Origin of the sequence: Pseudescherichia sp., assembly GCF_031998825.1 — a bacterium.
Lineage (GTDB): Bacteria > Pseudomonadota > Gammaproteobacteria > Enterobacterales > Enterobacteriaceae > Pseudescherichia.
The window spans coordinates 23,585-38,696 of the sequence record NZ_DAMACX010000007.1; the positions used below are offsets into that span (position 1 = coordinate 23,585).

Below are 15,112 nucleotides of genomic sequence, written 5' to 3' on the forward strand. Positions count from 1 at the left end.
TCGGCGCCCAGAACTGCCGAATTCATATTCACGCAACACCTGGTTGTTTCAGTCAACGGAGTAATACATGTCCAGAAGGCTTCGCAGAACTAAAATCGTTACCACCCTGGGTCCAGCTACCGACCGCGATAATAACCTTGAAAAGATCATCGCTGCTGGCGCAAACGTGGTACGTATGAACTTCTCCCACGGCACGCCAGAAGATCACAAGCTGCGTGCAGATAAAGTGCGCGAGATTGCGGCAAAACTGGGACGTCATGTGGCTATTCTCGGGGATCTGCAGGGTCCTAAAATTCGCGTATCGACCTTCAAAGAGGGGAAAGTCTTCCTCAACATCGGCGATAAGTTCCTGCTGGATGCCAACCTCGGTAAAGGTGAAGGCGACAAAGAGCGTGTCGGCATCGACTATAAAGGGCTGCCTGCAGACGTGGTTCCCGGTGACATTCTGCTGCTCGACGACGGTCGCGTACAGCTGAAGGTGATTGAAGTTCAGGGCATGAAGGTGTTCACCGAAGTGACCGTTGGCGGTCCGCTGTCGAACAACAAAGGCATCAACAAGCTGGGCGGTGGCCTCTCCGCTGAAGCGCTGACCGATAAAGACAAGGCGGATATCATCACCGCCGCACAGATCGGCGTTGACTATCTGGCCGTCTCCTTCCCGCGCTGTGGGGAAGACCTGAACTACGCGCGTCGCCTGGCGCGCGATGCGGGCTGTGATGCAAAAATCGTTGCCAAGGTTGAGCGTGCGGAAGCCGTGTGTGACCAGGACGCGATGGATGACGTGATCCTCGCCTCTGACGTGGTGATGGTTGCGCGTGGCGACCTCGGTGTGGAGATTGGTGACCCTGAGCTGGTGGGTATCCAGAAGGCGCTGATCCGCCGCGCACGTCAGCTTAACCGTTCCGTGATCACCGCCACCCAGATGATGGAGTCGATGATCACTAACCCGATGCCGACCCGTGCCGAAGTGATGGACGTTGCCAACGCCGTGCTGGACGGTACCGATGCCGTTATGCTCTCTGCCGAGACCGCTGCCGGACAGTATCCAGCAGAAACCGTGGCCGCAATGGCCCGCGTCTGCCTGGGTGCCGAGAAGATCCCCAGCATTAACGTCTCTAAGCACCGCCTCGATATCCAGTTCGAGAATGTGGAAGAGGCCATCGCGATGTCAGCGATGTATGCGGCAAACCATTTGAAGGGCGTTACCGCTATCATCACCATGACCGAATCGGGCCGTACCGCGTTAATGACCTCGCGCATCAGCTCCGGTCTGCCGATCTTCGCCATGTCGCGTCATGAACGTACCCTGAACCTCACCGCGCTCTACCGTGGCGTCACCCCGGTCTACTTCGACAGCAACAACGACGGCGTGGTCGCCGCTCATGATGCGGTCAACCTCCTGCGCGATAAAGGCTACCTGGTCTCCGGCGATCTGGTTATCGTCACCCAGGGCGACGTGATGGGCACCGTGGGTACCACCAACACCACCCGCATCCTGACCGTAGATTAAGGTTCGCGTATTCCCCGGTGGCGCTGCGCTTACCGGGGCTACGATATGTGTAGTAGGCCGGGTAAGGCTTCTGCCGCCACCCGGCGTTTACCCCTATTTCCTGAACAACTCCTTACGCTTGTACGGCTCTGTCTCGCCTGGCCTGCGCGTCTTAAGCAGCTTTAAAATCCAGGTGTACTGTTCTGGATTGGGCCTGACGAGGTGCTCCACCTCTTCATTCATCCGTCTTGCGATAGTGTTATCGTCGGCCTCCAGCAGATCGTCCATGGGCGGTCTGACCACGATTGTCAGACTATGCGTCTTGCTGTCATAGACGGGGAACAACGGCACAACGCGGGCGCGACACACTTTCATCAGGCGGCCAACGGCAGGCAGCGTCGCTTTATAGGTAGCAAAGAAGTCGACAAATTCGCTCTGCTCCGGGCCGTGATCTTGATCGGGCAGGTAGTAGCCCCAGTAGCCCTGGCGCACCGAGTGGATAAAGGGCTTGATGCCGTCATTGCGCGCGTGCAAGCGCCCACCAAAACGACGACGTACTTTATTCCAGACGTAATCTAATACTTTGTTCCCCTGATTGTGGAACATCGCGGCCATGGACTGGCCCTGGGAAGCCATCAGCATCGCCGGAATGTCCACGCCCCAGCCGTGTGGCACCAGCAGGATCACGTTCTCACCGTTGCGTTGCATCTCGTCGACGATCTCTTTGCCCTGCCAGTTAACGCGACCAGCAATCTTCTTCGGGCCGCGTATCGCCAGCTCGGCCATTAGCACCATTGACTGGGGAGCCGTAGCAAACATCTCATCAACAATGGCTTCCCGCTCGGCTACGCTCTTCTCCGGGAAGCAGTAGAGCAGGTTTATTTGCGCCCGGCGGCGGGCGCTTTTGCCCAGACGGCCACCAAAACGCCCAAGCTTGCCCAGCAGCGGGTCGCGTACCGAGGCAGGCACCAGCGAAACGCCTGCCAGCGCGAGAACCCCCAGCCATGCCCCCCAGTAGCGCGGCAGAAGGAACTCCTTTTCAAACTGGGGAGTGTATTCACTGTTATTTTTTTTCGTTTCCATGCATCTTCCGGGAGCCGACAGACTCGAGTCAGAGAAATAATCAGGTATCAGTTAACGTGATAGTTTAGCGAGACGTATAGCTTCACACAAAAGAAAAAGCCGGTGCGCATGGGCAACCGGCTTTAATAGCTTTCCTGCTGGGCAAACTAGTCGAAGCGCAGCTGCGGCGTCACCTCTTTCACCTGCGCCAGATAGTCACGGCGATCGCTGCCGGTCAACCCTTCGGTACGCGGCAGCTTGGCCGTTAACGGGTTAACCGCCTGCTTGTTGATCCACACTTCATAGTGCAGGTGCGGGCCGGTTGAGCGGCCGGTATTACCGGAGAGCGCGATACGGTCGCCTCGCTTCACTTTCTGGCCATCTTTCACCAGCAGCTTACGCAGGTGCATATAGCGCGTGGTGTAGGTACGACCGTGACGAATCGCCACATAGTAGCCCGCCCCTCCGCTACGCTTGGCCGTGACGACTTCGCCATCGCCCACTGCCAGCACCGGCGTACCCTGCGGCATGGCAAAATCGACGCCTTTGTGCGGAGCAATGCGGCCGGTCACCGGGTTCAGACGGCGCGGGTTAAAGTTTGACGATACGCGGAACTGCTTGGACGTAGGGAAACGCATAAAGCCTTTCGCCAGCCCGGTGCCGTTACGATCGTAGAATTTGCCATCTTCAGCGCGAATAGCGTAGTAGTCTTTCCCTTCCGAGCGCAGACGCACACCAAGCAGCTGGCTCTGCTCACGCTTGCCGTCGAGCATCTCCCGGGACATCAGCACCGAGAACTCATCGCCTTTTTTCAGCTTGCGGAAGTCCATCTGCCACTGCATGGCTTTGATTACCGAGCTGATTTCACCGCTGTTGAGGCCGGCGTCTTTAGCACTGGCAACGAAGCTGCCGCCTACCGTGCCCTTCAGTGTGGTGTTAACCCAGTCGCCCTGCTGAACTTCACTGCTCATTTTAAACCCGCCACTCTCCGTGCGGTCGTAGGTGCGGGTTTCGCGGCGCGACATCTCCCAGGTCAGGCGCTGCAGATCGCCGTCGGGGGTGAGGGTCCAGGAAATTTGCTGGCCGATTTTCAAATTACGCAGCTCTTTGTCCGTGCTGGCGAGTCGGGTAACGTCGCCCATATCCATACCGTACTGAGTCAAAATGCTGCTGAGCGTATCGCCGGTAGAAACAACGTACTCATGTACGCCCGCCTCGTTACCGGTTTTGTCGTCCAGCTCATCCTGGGGAATATCTTCCACTTCATCGGGCAGGGTCTGATCGATAGGCTCACTGGCTTCCGGCAGCAGCGAACGGATCTCGCTCTTCTCCAGCTCAATGGCTTTTACAATCGGGGCGGACTCGGGGTGGTAGACGTAGGGCCGCCAGACGGCGACCGCTAATGTGAGAACAGTAAGCGACCCCAGCATGACGCGATGGGGTCGGGGCAAATTGTTAAATGCCAGGGCGACAGAGCGGGCTATCTGTTGCACGTATTCACTTCCTCGTTAATCTCCTTTCAGGCAGCTCGCGTACTGGTTTGAGAGTTGTTTCAAAAATTGCGCATAGCTGGTTTTACTCAGCGCAATATTGGTGCCCAGAGGATCTAACGTCCCCATTCGCACAGATGTTCCTCTCGCAACAGATTCTACGACCGCTGGCCTGAACTGTGGCTCAGCAAAAACGCAGGTTGCTTTTTGCTCAACTAACTGTGTTCTGATTTCATGTAAACGCTGCGCACCGGGCTGAATTTCAGGGTTAACGGTGAAATGGCCGAGCGGCGTCAGACCATAGTGTTTTTCGTAGTAGCCATAGGCGTCATGAAAAACGAAATACCCTTTCCCCTTCACGGGTGCGAGCTCAGTGCCGACCTGCTTATCGGTCTCGGCCAATTGTGCCTCAAAATCGCGCAGGTTGGCGTCAAGCTTGGCTCGACTTTGCGGCATAACTTCCACTAATTTTTGATGGATTGCAACCGCTGCCAGGCGCGCTACCTCGGGTGACAACCAGATGTGCATGTTGTAGTCGCCATGATGGTGATGTTCGTCACCGTTTTCGCCGTGGTGGTCATGCCCCTCATGCTCATCTTCGTCATGATCGCTGCCTTTCATCAGCAGCGGTTTTACGTCGGGCAGTTCACCAATCGCCAGCTGTTTCTGCGCCGGAAGCTGCTGGGTTGACTTCTGCATGAAGGCTTCCATGTCTGGTCCAACCCAAACCACTAAGTCCGCGCTTTTTAAGCGTTTTACATCAGACGGGCGCAATGAGTAATCATGCTCAGAGGCACCGTCCGGGAGTAGTACTTCTGTCTCAGTCACGCCATCAGTAATAGCGGCCGTAATGAAGCCTAAAGGCTTAAGCGAAGCGACAACGGCGGCGTTGGCCGGAGCCATGGTTATGCCCATGAGAGCGGTGGAAATTGCAGCGCAAAGAAGCGTATTTTTATGTAACATAATGCGACTAACCATCGTAACAAGTAAGTGAAATGTGATATTATAACATTCTATGACTTGTGCAAGCCCTTAAACACTATGACAAATCTTGTTTCACTAGAAAACGTGTCCGTCTCTTTCGGCCAACGCCGCGTCCTGTCTGACATTTCGCTGGTGCTGCGCCCCGGAAAAATTTTAACCCTGCTGGGTCCAAACGGTGCGGGTAAATCTACCCTGGTGCGGGTGGTGCTTGGCCTGGTAGCAGCCGATTCCGGGACAATCAAGCGCGACAAGGCGCTGCGCATTGGCTATGTTCCGCAGAAGCTGCATCTGGATGCCACCCTGCCCCTGACCGTCAGCCGCTTTATGCGCCTGCGTCCCGGTACGCGTAAGGAGGATATCCTTCCTGCTCTTAAGCGTGTTCAGGCCGGGCACTTGATTGATGCCCCGATGCAGAAGCTCTCCGGCGGTGAGACCCAGCGCGTGCTGCTGGCCCGCGCCTTGCTCAACGCGCCGCAGCTGCTGGTGCTGGATGAACCAACCCAGGGCGTGGACGTCAACGGCCAGGTGGCACTCTACGATCTGATTGACCAGCTGCGCCGGGAGCTAAACTGCGCCGTGCTGATGGTTTCTCACGATCTGCATCTGGTGATGGCAAAAACCGATGAGGTGCTGTGTCTGAACCACCATATCTGCTGCTCCGGTACGCCAGAGGTGGTTGCCATGCATCCGCAGTTCATCTCAATGTTCGGCCCGCGCGGTGCTGAACAGCTGGGTATTTATCGCCATAACCATAACCATCGCCATGATCTACAGGGCCGTATCGTACTGCGCCGGGGAAATGGAAACTCATGATTGAACTACTTCTGCCCGGCTGGCTGGCCGGGATCATGCTGGCCTGTGCCGCAGGTCCGCTTGGCTCCTTTGTGGTCTGGCGTCGGATGTCCTACTTCGGCGATACCCTCGCCCATGCGTCGCTGCTCGGCGTCGCCTTTGGCCTGCTGCTGGATGTAAACCCCTTCTACGCGGTGATTGCCGTCACGCTGCTGCTTGCCGGCGGGCTGGTCTGGCTGGAGAAGCGTCCGCACCTGGCGATCGATACCCTGCTGGGCATCATGGCGCACAGCGCCCTGTCGCTGGGTCTGGTGGTGGTAAGCCTGATGTCGAATATTCGCGTCGACCTGATGGCCTACCTGTTTGGCGATCTGCTGGCGGTCACGCCGGACGACCTGATTGTCCTCGGCATAGGAGTCGCTATCGTCATCGGTATTCTGATGTGGCAGTGGCGTAGCCTGCTGTCGATGACCATCAGTCCGGATCTGGCTTTTGTTGACGGGGTGAAACTGCAGCGGGTGAAGCTGCTGCTGATGCTGGTGACCGCGCTGACCATTGGCGTGGCGATGAAGTTTGTCGGCGCGCTGATCATCACCTCACTGCTCATCATTCCCGCCGCCACTGCCCGCCGTTTTGCCCGCACGCCGGAGCAGATGGCCGGGGTTGCGGTGGGGGTAGGAATGCTCGCCGTCACCGGTGGCCTGACCTTCTCGGCGTTCTATGACACGCCGGCTGGCCCCTCGGTGGTGCTCTGCGCCGCGGTGCTGTTTATCTTCAGCATGATGAAGAAACCAGCACAGTAGAATGCAGCATCCCATTGCCCGGTGGCGCGTCGCTTACCGGGCCTACGGGTTTTGTAGGCCGGATAAGGCGAAGCCGCCATCCGGCGTTTTGTTGCTACGGCATCTCCGGTGGCGTGATGCCGAAGTGGTTCCAGGCCCTTACCGTCGCCATACGTCCGCGTGGGGTACGCTGTAAAAAGCCCTGTTGGATCAGGAACGGCTCCAGAACATCCTCGATGGTTTCCCGCTCTTCACCGATGGCCGCCGCAAGGTTATCTAACCCCACCGGGCCACCAAAGAACTTATCGATCACCGCCAGCAGCAGCTTGCGGTCCATATAGTCGAAGCCCTCGGCGTCAACGTTCAGCATATCCAGCGCCTGGGCGGCCACGTCTGCGGAGATGGTCCCGTCATGCTTCACCTCAGAGAAGTCGCGCACGCGCCTAAGCAGGCGATTGGCGATACGCGGCGTCCCCCGGGAGCGGCGAGCCACTTCCAGCGCTCCCTCTTCGCTCATCTCCAGCCCCATAAAGCGCGCGCTGCGCCCGACGATATGCTGGAGATCGGGCACCTGATAGAACTCCAGGCGCTGCACGATGCCGAAGCGGTCACGCAGCGGCGAGGTCAGGGAACCCGCACGGGTGGTGGCACCGATCAGCGTAAAGGGCGGCAGGTCGATTTTAATCGAGCGCGCCGCCGGGCCTTCACCGATCATGATATCCAGCTGGTAATCCTCCATGGCCGGATAGAGCACCTCTTCCACTACCGGTGACAGACGGTGGATCTCATCGATAAACAGCACGTCATGCGGCTCAAGGTTGGTCAGCATCGCGGCAAGATCTCCTGCCTTCTCCAGCACCGGGCCAGAGGTGGTGCGCAGATTAACGCCCATCTCGTTGGCGACAATGTTGGCGAGAGTCGTTTTACCCAGGCCAGGCGGGCCAAAGATCAGCAGATGATCGAGGGCATCGCCACGCAGCTTTGCCGCCTGGATAAAAATCTCCATCTGGGAGCGCACCTGCGGCTGGCCAATGTACTCGTCGAGCAGCTTAGGACGGATCGCGCGATCGATGACCTCTTCCTGGGTAACGCTGCCTGCTGATACCAGGCGGTCTGCTTCTATCATCCTTTACCTCACATCGCGGCGCGGAGCGCTTCACGAATAAGTGTTTCACTGCTGGCATCCGGGCGGGCCAGCTTACTGACCATGCGGCTGGCTTCCTGAGGCTTGTAGCCCAGCGCCACCAGCGCGGCAACCGCTTCCTGCTCGGCATCGTCCGCCGACGGACCCGCAGGCGACGTCAGCACCAGATCCGCCGCCGGGGTAAAGAGATCGCCATGCAGGCCTTTGAAGCGGTCTTTCATCTCGACAATCAGGCGCTCGGCGGTCTTTTTGCCGATGCCGGGCAGCTTCACCAGCGCGGCAAGCTCTTCGCGCTCTACGGCGTTGACAAACTGCTGCGCCGACATGCCGGAGAGGATTGCCAACGCCAGCTTCGGCCCAACGCCGTTGGTTTTGATCAGCTCTTTAAACAGGGTTCGCTCCTGTTTGTTATTAAAACCGTACAGCATCTGAGCATCTTCACGTACCACGAAGTGGGTGAAAATAGTGGCTTCCTGCCCAGCATCCGGTAGCTCATAGAAGCAGGTCATCGGCATATGCACTTCATAGCCTACGCCGTGGGTCTCCAGCAGTACCAGCGGGGGTTGTTTCTCGACAATAATGCCTCTGAGTCTGCCTATCACGTTTCGCTCCTGCGCTATCGGCTAAAATTTTCTCTATGATATAAAAAAGGCTGGATACATATCCAGCCTCTTTTTCATTTAACGTAACCGCCCTCGCGCAAGATTGAGCCGGGTTTCACTCATTTGCATGGCATTTTGGCTAACGTGGCAGTGGGTAATCGCGATGGCCAACGCATCGGCGGCGTCCGCCTGCGGGTTAGCGGGCAGCTTGAGCAGGGTGCGTACCATGTGCTGCACCTGGCTCTTCTCTGCGCTGCCGATGCCGACCACCGTCTGCTTCACCTGCCGGGCGGCATACTCAAAGACCGGCAGGTCCTGGTTTACCGCCGCCACAATCGCCACCCCACGCGCCTGCCCCAACTTCAGCGCTGAGTCGGCATTTTTCGCCATAAAGACCTGCTCAATGGCAAAAAAATCGGGCTGGAACTGAGTGATGATCTCCGACACGCCTGCGTAGATCAGCTTCAGGCGTGACGGAAGATCGTCGACCTTGGTGCGGATACAGCCGCTGCCAAGGTAGGTGAGCTGTCTGCCAAACTGGCGGATCACGCCGTAGCCGGTGATGCGTGAGCCGGGATCAATACCGAGAATGATTGACACCACGCACCTCCTGTTTTACGGATTCAGACTGCATCATTCGAGGGTTGCTGCAACCTCGTCAGAGATCTCACCGTTGTGGTAAACCTCCTGCACGTCGTCGCAATCTTCCAGCATGTCGATCAGGCGCAGCAGCTTCGGCGCAGTCTCGGCATCCATATCCGCTTTAGTGGACGGGATCATCGACACTTCAGCGTTGTCCGCTTTCAGGCCAGCGGCTTCCAGCGCATCACGCACCGCACCCATCTCTTCCCATGCGGTGTAGACGTCAATTGCGCCGTCGTCGTAGGTCACCACATCTTCCGCACCCGCTTCCAGCGCCGCTTCCATGATCGCATCTTCGTCGCCCTGCTCGAAAGAGATCACCCCTTTCTTGCTGAACAGGTAGGCAACGGAGCCGTCGGTGCCCAGATTGCCACCGGTTTTGGTGAACGCGTGGCGAACTTCGGCAACGGTACGGTTACGGTTGTCAGAGAGACACTCCACCATGACTGCCGTGCCGCCAGGACCGTAACCTTCATAAATGATGGTCTCCATGTTCGCGTCTTCATCACCGCCCACGCCACGCGCGATGGCGCGGTTCAGGGTATCGCGAGTCATGTTGTTGGAGAGCGCTTTATCGATCGCCGCACGCAGACGCGGGTTGGAGCCGGCATCGCCGCCGCCCAGACGCGCCGCCGTCACCAGCTCACGAATGATTTTGGTAAAGATCTTACCGCGTTTGGCATCCTGTGCCGCTTTGCGGTGTTTGGTGTTGGCCCATTTACTGTGACCTGCCATAAAAAATTCTCCAAAAGCGCCTTCTCAGGCGGCGTTAATTACAAACTCTTCAATCGCCTGCCGGTTGCTCCACGACTTGGTCATGAGGGCGGCATCTGCCGCATCGACCCAGCGGTAGGTCAGGTGCTCGGTGAACACGATCTCCCGCTCGTGAGGCAGCGCAAGACAGAACCATGATTCCGTGTTGCGCTCAATGCCCGGCGCATAGCGATGACGTAAATGCATAAAAATTTCAAACTCCACCGTGCGCTGACAGTCGATCAAGGTCAGCTGCTCAGCTGCAACGTCGATGGCGACCTCTTCCTTTACTTCACGCACGGCGGCCTGCGGTGCGGTCTCCCCCTCCTCCAGGCTGCCGGTAACCGACTGCCAAAAATTGGGGTCGTCGCGCCGTTGTAGCATCAGCACCCGTTTCGTGTCCTGGGCGTAGATCACGACAAGCACGGAAACGGGTTGCTTATAGGCCATTAGCTATTCTCAGCCTTTTTGATCACTTCGATACCCAACTCGGTCAGCGCGGCCTGGTTGGCGAAACTTGGCGCTTCGGTCATCAGGCAGGCGGCGGCGGTGGTTTTCGGGAAAGCGATCACGTCACGGATGTTATCGGTGCCGGTCAGCAGCATGGTCAGGCGATCGAGACCGAAGGCCAGGCCCGCGTGCGGCGGCGTACCGTACTTCAGGGCATCGAGCAGGAAGCCAAACTTCTCGCGCTGCTCCTGTTCAGTAATGCCGAGGATGCCAAACACCGTCTGCTGCATTTCGCCGCGGTGAATACGCACTGAACCACCGCCCACTTCATAGCCGTTAATGACCATATCGTAGGCGTTAGCAATCGCCGTTTCCGGCGCGGCCTTCAGCTCTTCCGGGGTCATGTTGCTTGGCGCAGTGAACGGATGGTGCATTGCGGTCAGACCGCCTTCGCCATCCTCTTCGAACATCGGGAAGTCGATCACCCACAGCGGCGCCCACTTGTTCTCGTCGGTGATGCTCAGGTCTTTACCCAGCTTCAGGCGCAGCGCGCCCATCGCGTCGGCAACTACTTTGCGGTTGTCCGCACCGAAGAAGATCATGTCGCCATCCTGGGCGCCGGTACGCTCCAGAATCGCTTCGATAATCTCTGCGTTCAGGAACTTCGCTACCGGGCTGGTGATGCCTTCCAGACCCTTCGCACGCTCGGTGACCTTGATGTAGGCCAGGCCTTTTGCGCCGTAGATCTTAATAAAGTTGCCGTAGTCGTCAATCTGCTTACGGCTCAGGGCCGCACCGCCCGGCACACGCAGGGCAGCTACGCGGCCTTTGGCATCGTTGGCCGGACCGGCAAATACGGCGAACTCAACGCTTTTCAGCAGGTCGGCAACGTCTACCAGCTCCATCGGGTTACGCAGGTCAGGCTTGTCAGAGCCGTAGCGGCGCTCGGCCTCGGCAAAGGTCATCACCGGGAAGTCGCCCAGATCCACGTTGATGGTGGCCTGCCACAGCTGACGCACCAGGGCTTCCATCACCTCACGCACCTGCGGCGCGGTCATGAAGGAGGTTTCGACGTCGATCTGGGTAAATTCAGGCTGACGATCCGCACGCAGGTCCTCGTCACGGAAGCATTTTACAATCTGATAGTAGCGGTCAAAGCCGGACATCATCAGCAGCTGCTTGAACAGCTGCGGGGACTGCGGCAGCGCGTAGAATTTGCCTTTGTGCACGCGGCTCGGAACCAGATAGTCACGCGCCCCTTCCGGGGTGGCTTTGGTCAGCATCGGGGTTTCGATATCGAGGAAACCGTGATCGTCCATAAAGCGGCGCACGAAGCTGGTGATCTTCGCACGGGTTTTCAGGCGGTTAGCCATCTCCGGGCGACGCAGATCCAGATAGCGGTACTTAAGACGCGCCTCTTCGGTGTTGACATGGTTGGAGTCGAGCGGCAGCGAATCTGAACGGTTAATGATGGTCAGATCGGAGGCCAGCACTTCAATCTCGCCGGTAGCCATATCGCTGTTGATGTTTTTATCGTCACGGCGACGGACGGTGCCGGTGACCTGGATGCAGAACTCATTACGCAGTTCAGAGGCCAGCTTTAACGCATCTGCGCGATCCGGATCGAAAAACACCTGCACGATCCCTTCACGATCGCGCATATCGATAAAGATCAGGCTGCCGAGATCGCGGCGGCGGTTGACCCAACCACATAGAGTCACCTGCTGCCCCTCGTGGGACAGTCGAAGCTGTCCGCAATATTCTGTACGCATGAGATATCCCTTAACTTAGCCGCAGGCCGTTTGTCGCCTGCCTTGCAGCCACGACGACGCAGCGCGAGCTGAATGTCACAGCTGGATGAAAAAGGCGGCTATTATACTGGAAATTCTTCCAGAGGATAAGAGCCAGACCACGCAGACGGGCGATTGCTGTCCGCTAATTAGGGTCTCTCACAAAAATTAACAAAATTTGTGCGCCATGGTAACGCCATTTACGCTTACTGTATGGGCAAAACGACGTAGATAACAGGAGCTAACATGCCAGAACTTAACGCGAAAACAACCGCCCTTGTGGTTATCGATCTTCAGGAGGGCATTCTGCCGTTTGCCGGTGGTCCGCATACGGCGGATGAGGTTGTTGCCCGCGCTGCCCGGCTGGCGGAGAAGTTTCGCGCTAATGGCGCCCCGGTAGTGATGGTACGCGTAGGCTGGTCGGCAGATTTCGCCGAGGCGCTCAAGCAGCCCGTCGATGCCCCCATCGGTGGTCACGCGTTGCCGCCGGAGTGGTGGCACTACCCGGTGGCGCTGGGCAAGCGCGACGGCGATATCGAAGTGACTAAACGCCAGTGGGGCGCATTCTACGGCACCGATCTGGAGCTACAGCTGCGCCGCCGCGGCATCGACACTATCGTACTGTGCGGTATTTCGACTAATATTGGCGTAGAGTCCACCGCCCGCAACGCCTGGGAGCTGGGCTTTAACCTGATTGTCGTCGAGGACGCCTGCAGCGCCGCCAGCAGCGAACAGCATCAGGGCAGCTTCACCCACATCTTCCCGCGCATTGGCCGGGTACGCAGCACCGAGGAGATCCTCTCCACACTATGATCTACATTGGCCTGCCGCAGTGGTCGCACCCGAAATGGGTGCGCCTTGGCATCACCGATCTCGAAGCGTACGCCCGCCACTTCAACTGCGTGAAGCGGTAATTTTTCAAATCACTAAAGAACGCCCAAGAGCATGTGTTTTCTTTAGATTAATCAATGCATTATAAACACGCATCATACGAAAATCGGTAAAGTTCGTATGAGTTAAAATGTCCCAACCATGCCCCAAAGCTGGTATTTATGCCCCATCCCTGCCCCAAAAGCCCCCCTTAAAAAGCTGCGCACCCCACCGTTGACACTGTATAAAAAAACAGTATAAATTGCGTCCTAAATCATTGTTGTTTTGGAGGCGGTATGTTCGTTGAGTTGGTGTACGACAAACGGAATGTTGAAGGATTAACAGGTGCCAGAGAAATAATTCTAAATGAGCTAACAAAGCGGGTGCATCGGATCTTTCCCGCTGCAGAGGTGAAGGTTAAGCCGATGCAGGCGAACAGCTTAAACAGCGACGCCAGCAAAAGCGATCGGGAGAAGCTGAACCGTATGCTGGAGGAAATTGTTGCTGTAATTGTTCTCTTCCGTATAGGCCATATTGCGTTATCATATCAAGTGTAACAGCTACGGGATCGGACATTCCGTTAAGTATAAGTCGTACAACTACACATATCGGCATGAATAAAAATAATGGGGCTTAAATATGGGTGTTAGGCAAGATGATGAAGGCAAGTATGTTACCAGTGACAGGCCGTTTAAACAGTATGATCATGGATGGCAGGCACAAAATGCAGAGAGCTGGCAAAATGCATGTGATGCCAGCAAATCAGTTAGTCAGCCGAGCCAGTCTTACCAGACGCCACAGTTTACAGCAGTTGCCGGTCAATCTGGGTTAAGCACTCTTTTTGGCTATGCCACGATAATATTAACATTCTGGGCTATTCTTAATTTTTTTATTCTTATTCCCGGCCTGAGGGCAAGTTTTTTATTACAAAGCGCCGGAGGTTTTTTTGCAATACCTGGGGCAGGTATAGGGTTTATACTTAGAGTTGTCCATTTAATACTTTTTGCCCCTTATGTTTTTATATACCCTTGGAGTGATGGTGACATTGCCAAACAATTTTTTTACCAGATGGGTGTGATAGCCGTAATTTCGATTCCAGCTCTAATTCTGTGGAAAAAGTTAAAGAAAACCATACTTTATTTTACAGGAGCAATTGCGATATTATCCTATATCTCCGTAGGTTTGCTGGCACTTAACAATGACTTATGGGCTTCTTTTGAAGTTTATCCCTTTTTAAACTAGCGCGGCAATTTCATGCCGTTCAAGCTTACCCGATTCCCGCCCGTTGTGCGGGAATCTTTGTAGAAACCAGACACGCCCACGATGTTAAAGACGACAATATCGTTATGCTGGGGCATAAGGCTGAAGTCGACAAGAAGAAAAGAGCCATCGAGAATACCGGCGCCGATCATGGAATCACCGGACACACGCAGCGTGTAGGGATAGTTATGTATGGCGGATGGTCTGTAGATGGATATCGTGGACTATGGAAAATTATTTTAGGGTCCGCAGCGCCTTGATTATCATGGTAGCGTGCTGTCATGGGGTGTCGGGGGTCGGAGGTTCAAATCCTCTCGTGCCGACCAATAAATCCCAGAAGAACCAGCCTCTTACGGCTGGTTTTTTTATGCCTGTAATCTGCCTGGGGTAGCGTTGGGGTAAAATGGGGGTAAAACCCCCGTCGAAATACCTTACGGAACCGGGCAGTCGTCGTCCCGCCCCACTGCATTGATCAGCGCCGTCACTGGCCCGATTACAGTCACGCCGTCCAGAGCCTCACCCTCAATCGCTTCGCCTTCCTCAGTTATCAGCGCATCACCCATCCAGCGGGCAAACTGGTTGTAGCCGTCAACGCTCACCAGCAGCACAACGCCTTGAGCTGGCCGCCGGGATTTATCGATCACAGCCCAGCCGCTCGACGTCTCAATCAGCAGTGTATTGCCGTTTACGTTGAATAACTCGTTCAGGCAAAGCGGACGCTGTACGTAATCTTGTGCTGGCGACGGGAATCCCATTTACATGATCCTCCCCATGTTGATCATGAAATAGCAGCGGTCCTCACCCTCATGTGGGGTGTAGTCCCGGAAATAGGTCTGATACCGGGCTATCCACCGGTTCGCCTGCTCCAGCGACCAATGATGATGATGCGCTTCCAGCTGCTGCACAAAATCAGCAGTGGTTACTGTAAATCCTCGTTTCGGATCTGGTTTAACGGCTGCGGTGAATGCCGCGCCAATGTCTGAATATTTAGCCACTCTGTGC

General features: G+C 56.3%; 18 protein-coding genes and 1 pseudogene. 7 read left to right on the forward strand and 12 right to left on the reverse strand.

The window, feature by feature from the left end; all coding sequences use genetic code 11:
- The first annotated feature begins 67 nt into the window (after positions 1-67).
- A complete protein-coding gene (gene pyk, locus RTP97_RS05055) occupies positions 68-1,510 on the forward strand; it encodes a pyruvate kinase (protein WP_312209321.1) in 1,443 nt (480 codons plus the stop codon).
- A gap of 93 nt (positions 1,511-1,603) precedes the next feature.
- On the opposite strand, the gene lpxM is transcribed toward pyk, so the two are convergent.
- The 3 genes from lpxM to znuA form a co-directional block, all read right to left on the reverse strand.
- Positions 1,604-2,572, reverse strand: a complete 969-nt coding sequence (gene lpxM / locus RTP97_RS05060) for a lauroyl-Kdo(2)-lipid IV(A) myristoyltransferase (RefSeq protein WP_312411494.1) — start codon at positions 2,570-2,572, stop codon at positions 1,604-1,606.
- Positions 2,573-2,718: 146 nt separating this feature from the next.
- The gene (gene mepM / locus RTP97_RS05065; protein WP_312411497.1) at positions 2,719-4,044 is read right to left on the reverse strand and encodes a murein DD-endopeptidase MepM; all 1,326 of its coding nucleotides are present in this window, start codon (positions 4,042-4,044) and stop codon (positions 2,719-2,721) included.
- A 15-nt stretch (positions 4,045-4,059) separates the two neighbouring features.
- Positions 4,060-5,004, reverse strand: coding sequence for a zinc ABC transporter substrate-binding protein ZnuA (gene znuA / locus RTP97_RS05070; RefSeq protein ID WP_312411500.1), 945 nt, complete (start codon positions 5,002-5,004; stop codon positions 4,060-4,062).
- A gap of 78 nt (positions 5,005-5,082) precedes the next feature.
- Between znuA and znuC the strand changes: the two genes are divergently transcribed.
- Complete coding sequence (gene znuC / locus RTP97_RS05075; protein WP_312411503.1) at positions 5,083-5,838, forward strand: zinc ABC transporter ATP-binding protein ZnuC; 756 nt, start codon at positions 5,083-5,085, stop codon at positions 5,836-5,838.
- On the forward strand, positions 5,835-6,620 hold the full coding sequence (gene znuB, locus RTP97_RS05080; RefSeq protein ID WP_312411505.1) for a zinc ABC transporter permease subunit ZnuB: 786 nt from the start codon (positions 5,835-5,837) through the stop codon (positions 6,618-6,620). Before znuC ends, znuB begins: the two co-directional genes overlap by 4 nt.
- 94 nt (positions 6,621-6,714) lie before the next feature.
- Here znuB and ruvB read toward each other — a convergent pair whose 3' ends face one another.
- The 6 genes from ruvB to aspS form a co-directional block, all read right to left on the reverse strand.
- The gene (gene ruvB, locus RTP97_RS05085; RefSeq protein ID WP_312209310.1) at positions 6,715-7,725 is read right to left on the reverse strand and encodes a Holliday junction branch migration DNA helicase RuvB; all 1,011 of its coding nucleotides are present in this window, start codon (positions 7,723-7,725) and stop codon (positions 6,715-6,717) included.
- An 8-nt stretch (positions 7,726-7,733) separates the two neighbouring features.
- Positions 7,734-8,345, reverse strand: coding sequence for a Holliday junction branch migration protein RuvA (gene ruvA, locus RTP97_RS05090; RefSeq protein ID WP_312411507.1), 612 nt, complete (start codon positions 8,343-8,345; stop codon positions 7,734-7,736).
- Between the two features lie 78 nt (positions 8,346-8,423).
- Positions 8,424-8,945, reverse strand: a complete 522-nt coding sequence (gene ruvC, locus RTP97_RS05095; RefSeq protein WP_312411510.1) for a crossover junction endodeoxyribonuclease RuvC — start codon at positions 8,943-8,945, stop codon at positions 8,424-8,426.
- 33 nt (positions 8,946-8,978) lie between these two features.
- Entirely contained in the window at positions 8,979-9,722 is a 744-nt protein-coding gene (locus RTP97_RS05100) for a YebC/PmpR family DNA-binding transcriptional regulator (protein WP_103819300.1), read from the reverse strand.
- 24 nt (positions 9,723-9,746) lie between these two features.
- Positions 9,747-10,190 (reverse strand): dihydroneopterin triphosphate diphosphatase, encoded by a 444-nt coding sequence (gene nudB / locus RTP97_RS05105; protein ID WP_312411513.1) that lies wholly within the window; start codon positions 10,188-10,190, stop codon positions 9,747-9,749.
- Entirely contained in the window at positions 10,190-11,962 is a 1,773-nt protein-coding gene (gene aspS / locus RTP97_RS05110) for an aspartate--tRNA ligase (protein ID WP_312411516.1), read from the reverse strand. Before aspS ends, nudB begins: the two co-directional genes overlap by 1 nt.
- 264 nt (positions 11,963-12,226) lie before the next feature.
- Here aspS and RTP97_RS05115 point away from each other — a divergent pair, with 264 nt between their 5' ends.
- From RTP97_RS05115 to RTP97_RS05130, 4 genes and pseudogenes are all read left to right on the forward strand, one after another.
- Positions 12,227-12,793 (forward strand): hydrolase, encoded by a 567-nt coding sequence (locus RTP97_RS05115; RefSeq protein ID WP_312411520.1) that lies wholly within the window; start codon positions 12,227-12,229, stop codon positions 12,791-12,793.
- Positions 12,790-12,888: pseudogene (locus RTP97_RS05120) on the forward strand (hypothetical protein); the annotation flags it as partial. The gene RTP97_RS05115 and the pseudogene RTP97_RS05120, both read left to right, overlap by 4 nt.
- A gap of 258 nt (positions 12,889-13,146) precedes the next feature.
- Positions 13,147-13,407, forward strand: a complete 261-nt coding sequence (locus RTP97_RS05125) for a DinI-like family protein (RefSeq protein WP_312411523.1) — start codon at positions 13,147-13,149, stop codon at positions 13,405-13,407.
- 82 nt (positions 13,408-13,489) lie between these two features.
- Complete coding sequence (locus RTP97_RS05130; protein ID WP_312411526.1) at positions 13,490-14,092, forward strand: hypothetical protein; 603 nt, start codon at positions 13,490-13,492, stop codon at positions 14,090-14,092.
- Here the strand turns inward: RTP97_RS05130 and RTP97_RS21410 are convergent.
- The 3 genes from RTP97_RS21410 to RTP97_RS05145 all read right to left on the reverse strand — a co-directional run bounded on the left by RTP97_RS21410 (position 14,089) and on the right by RTP97_RS05145 (position 15,105).
- Complete coding sequence (locus RTP97_RS21410) at positions 14,089-14,328, reverse strand: S24 family peptidase (protein ID WP_409455924.1); 240 nt, start codon at positions 14,326-14,328, stop codon at positions 14,089-14,091. The genes RTP97_RS05130 and RTP97_RS21410 overlap by 4 nt on opposite strands.
- A gap of 213 nt (positions 14,329-14,541) precedes the next feature.
- On the reverse strand, positions 14,542-14,865 hold the full coding sequence (locus RTP97_RS05140) for a hypothetical protein (protein ID WP_312411528.1): 324 nt from the start codon (positions 14,863-14,865) through the stop codon (positions 14,542-14,544).
- Positions 14,866-15,105, reverse strand: a complete 240-nt coding sequence (locus RTP97_RS05145; RefSeq protein WP_312411531.1) for a DNA polymerase V — start codon at positions 15,103-15,105, stop codon at positions 14,866-14,868.
- Positions 15,106-15,112 lie beyond the last annotated feature (7 nt).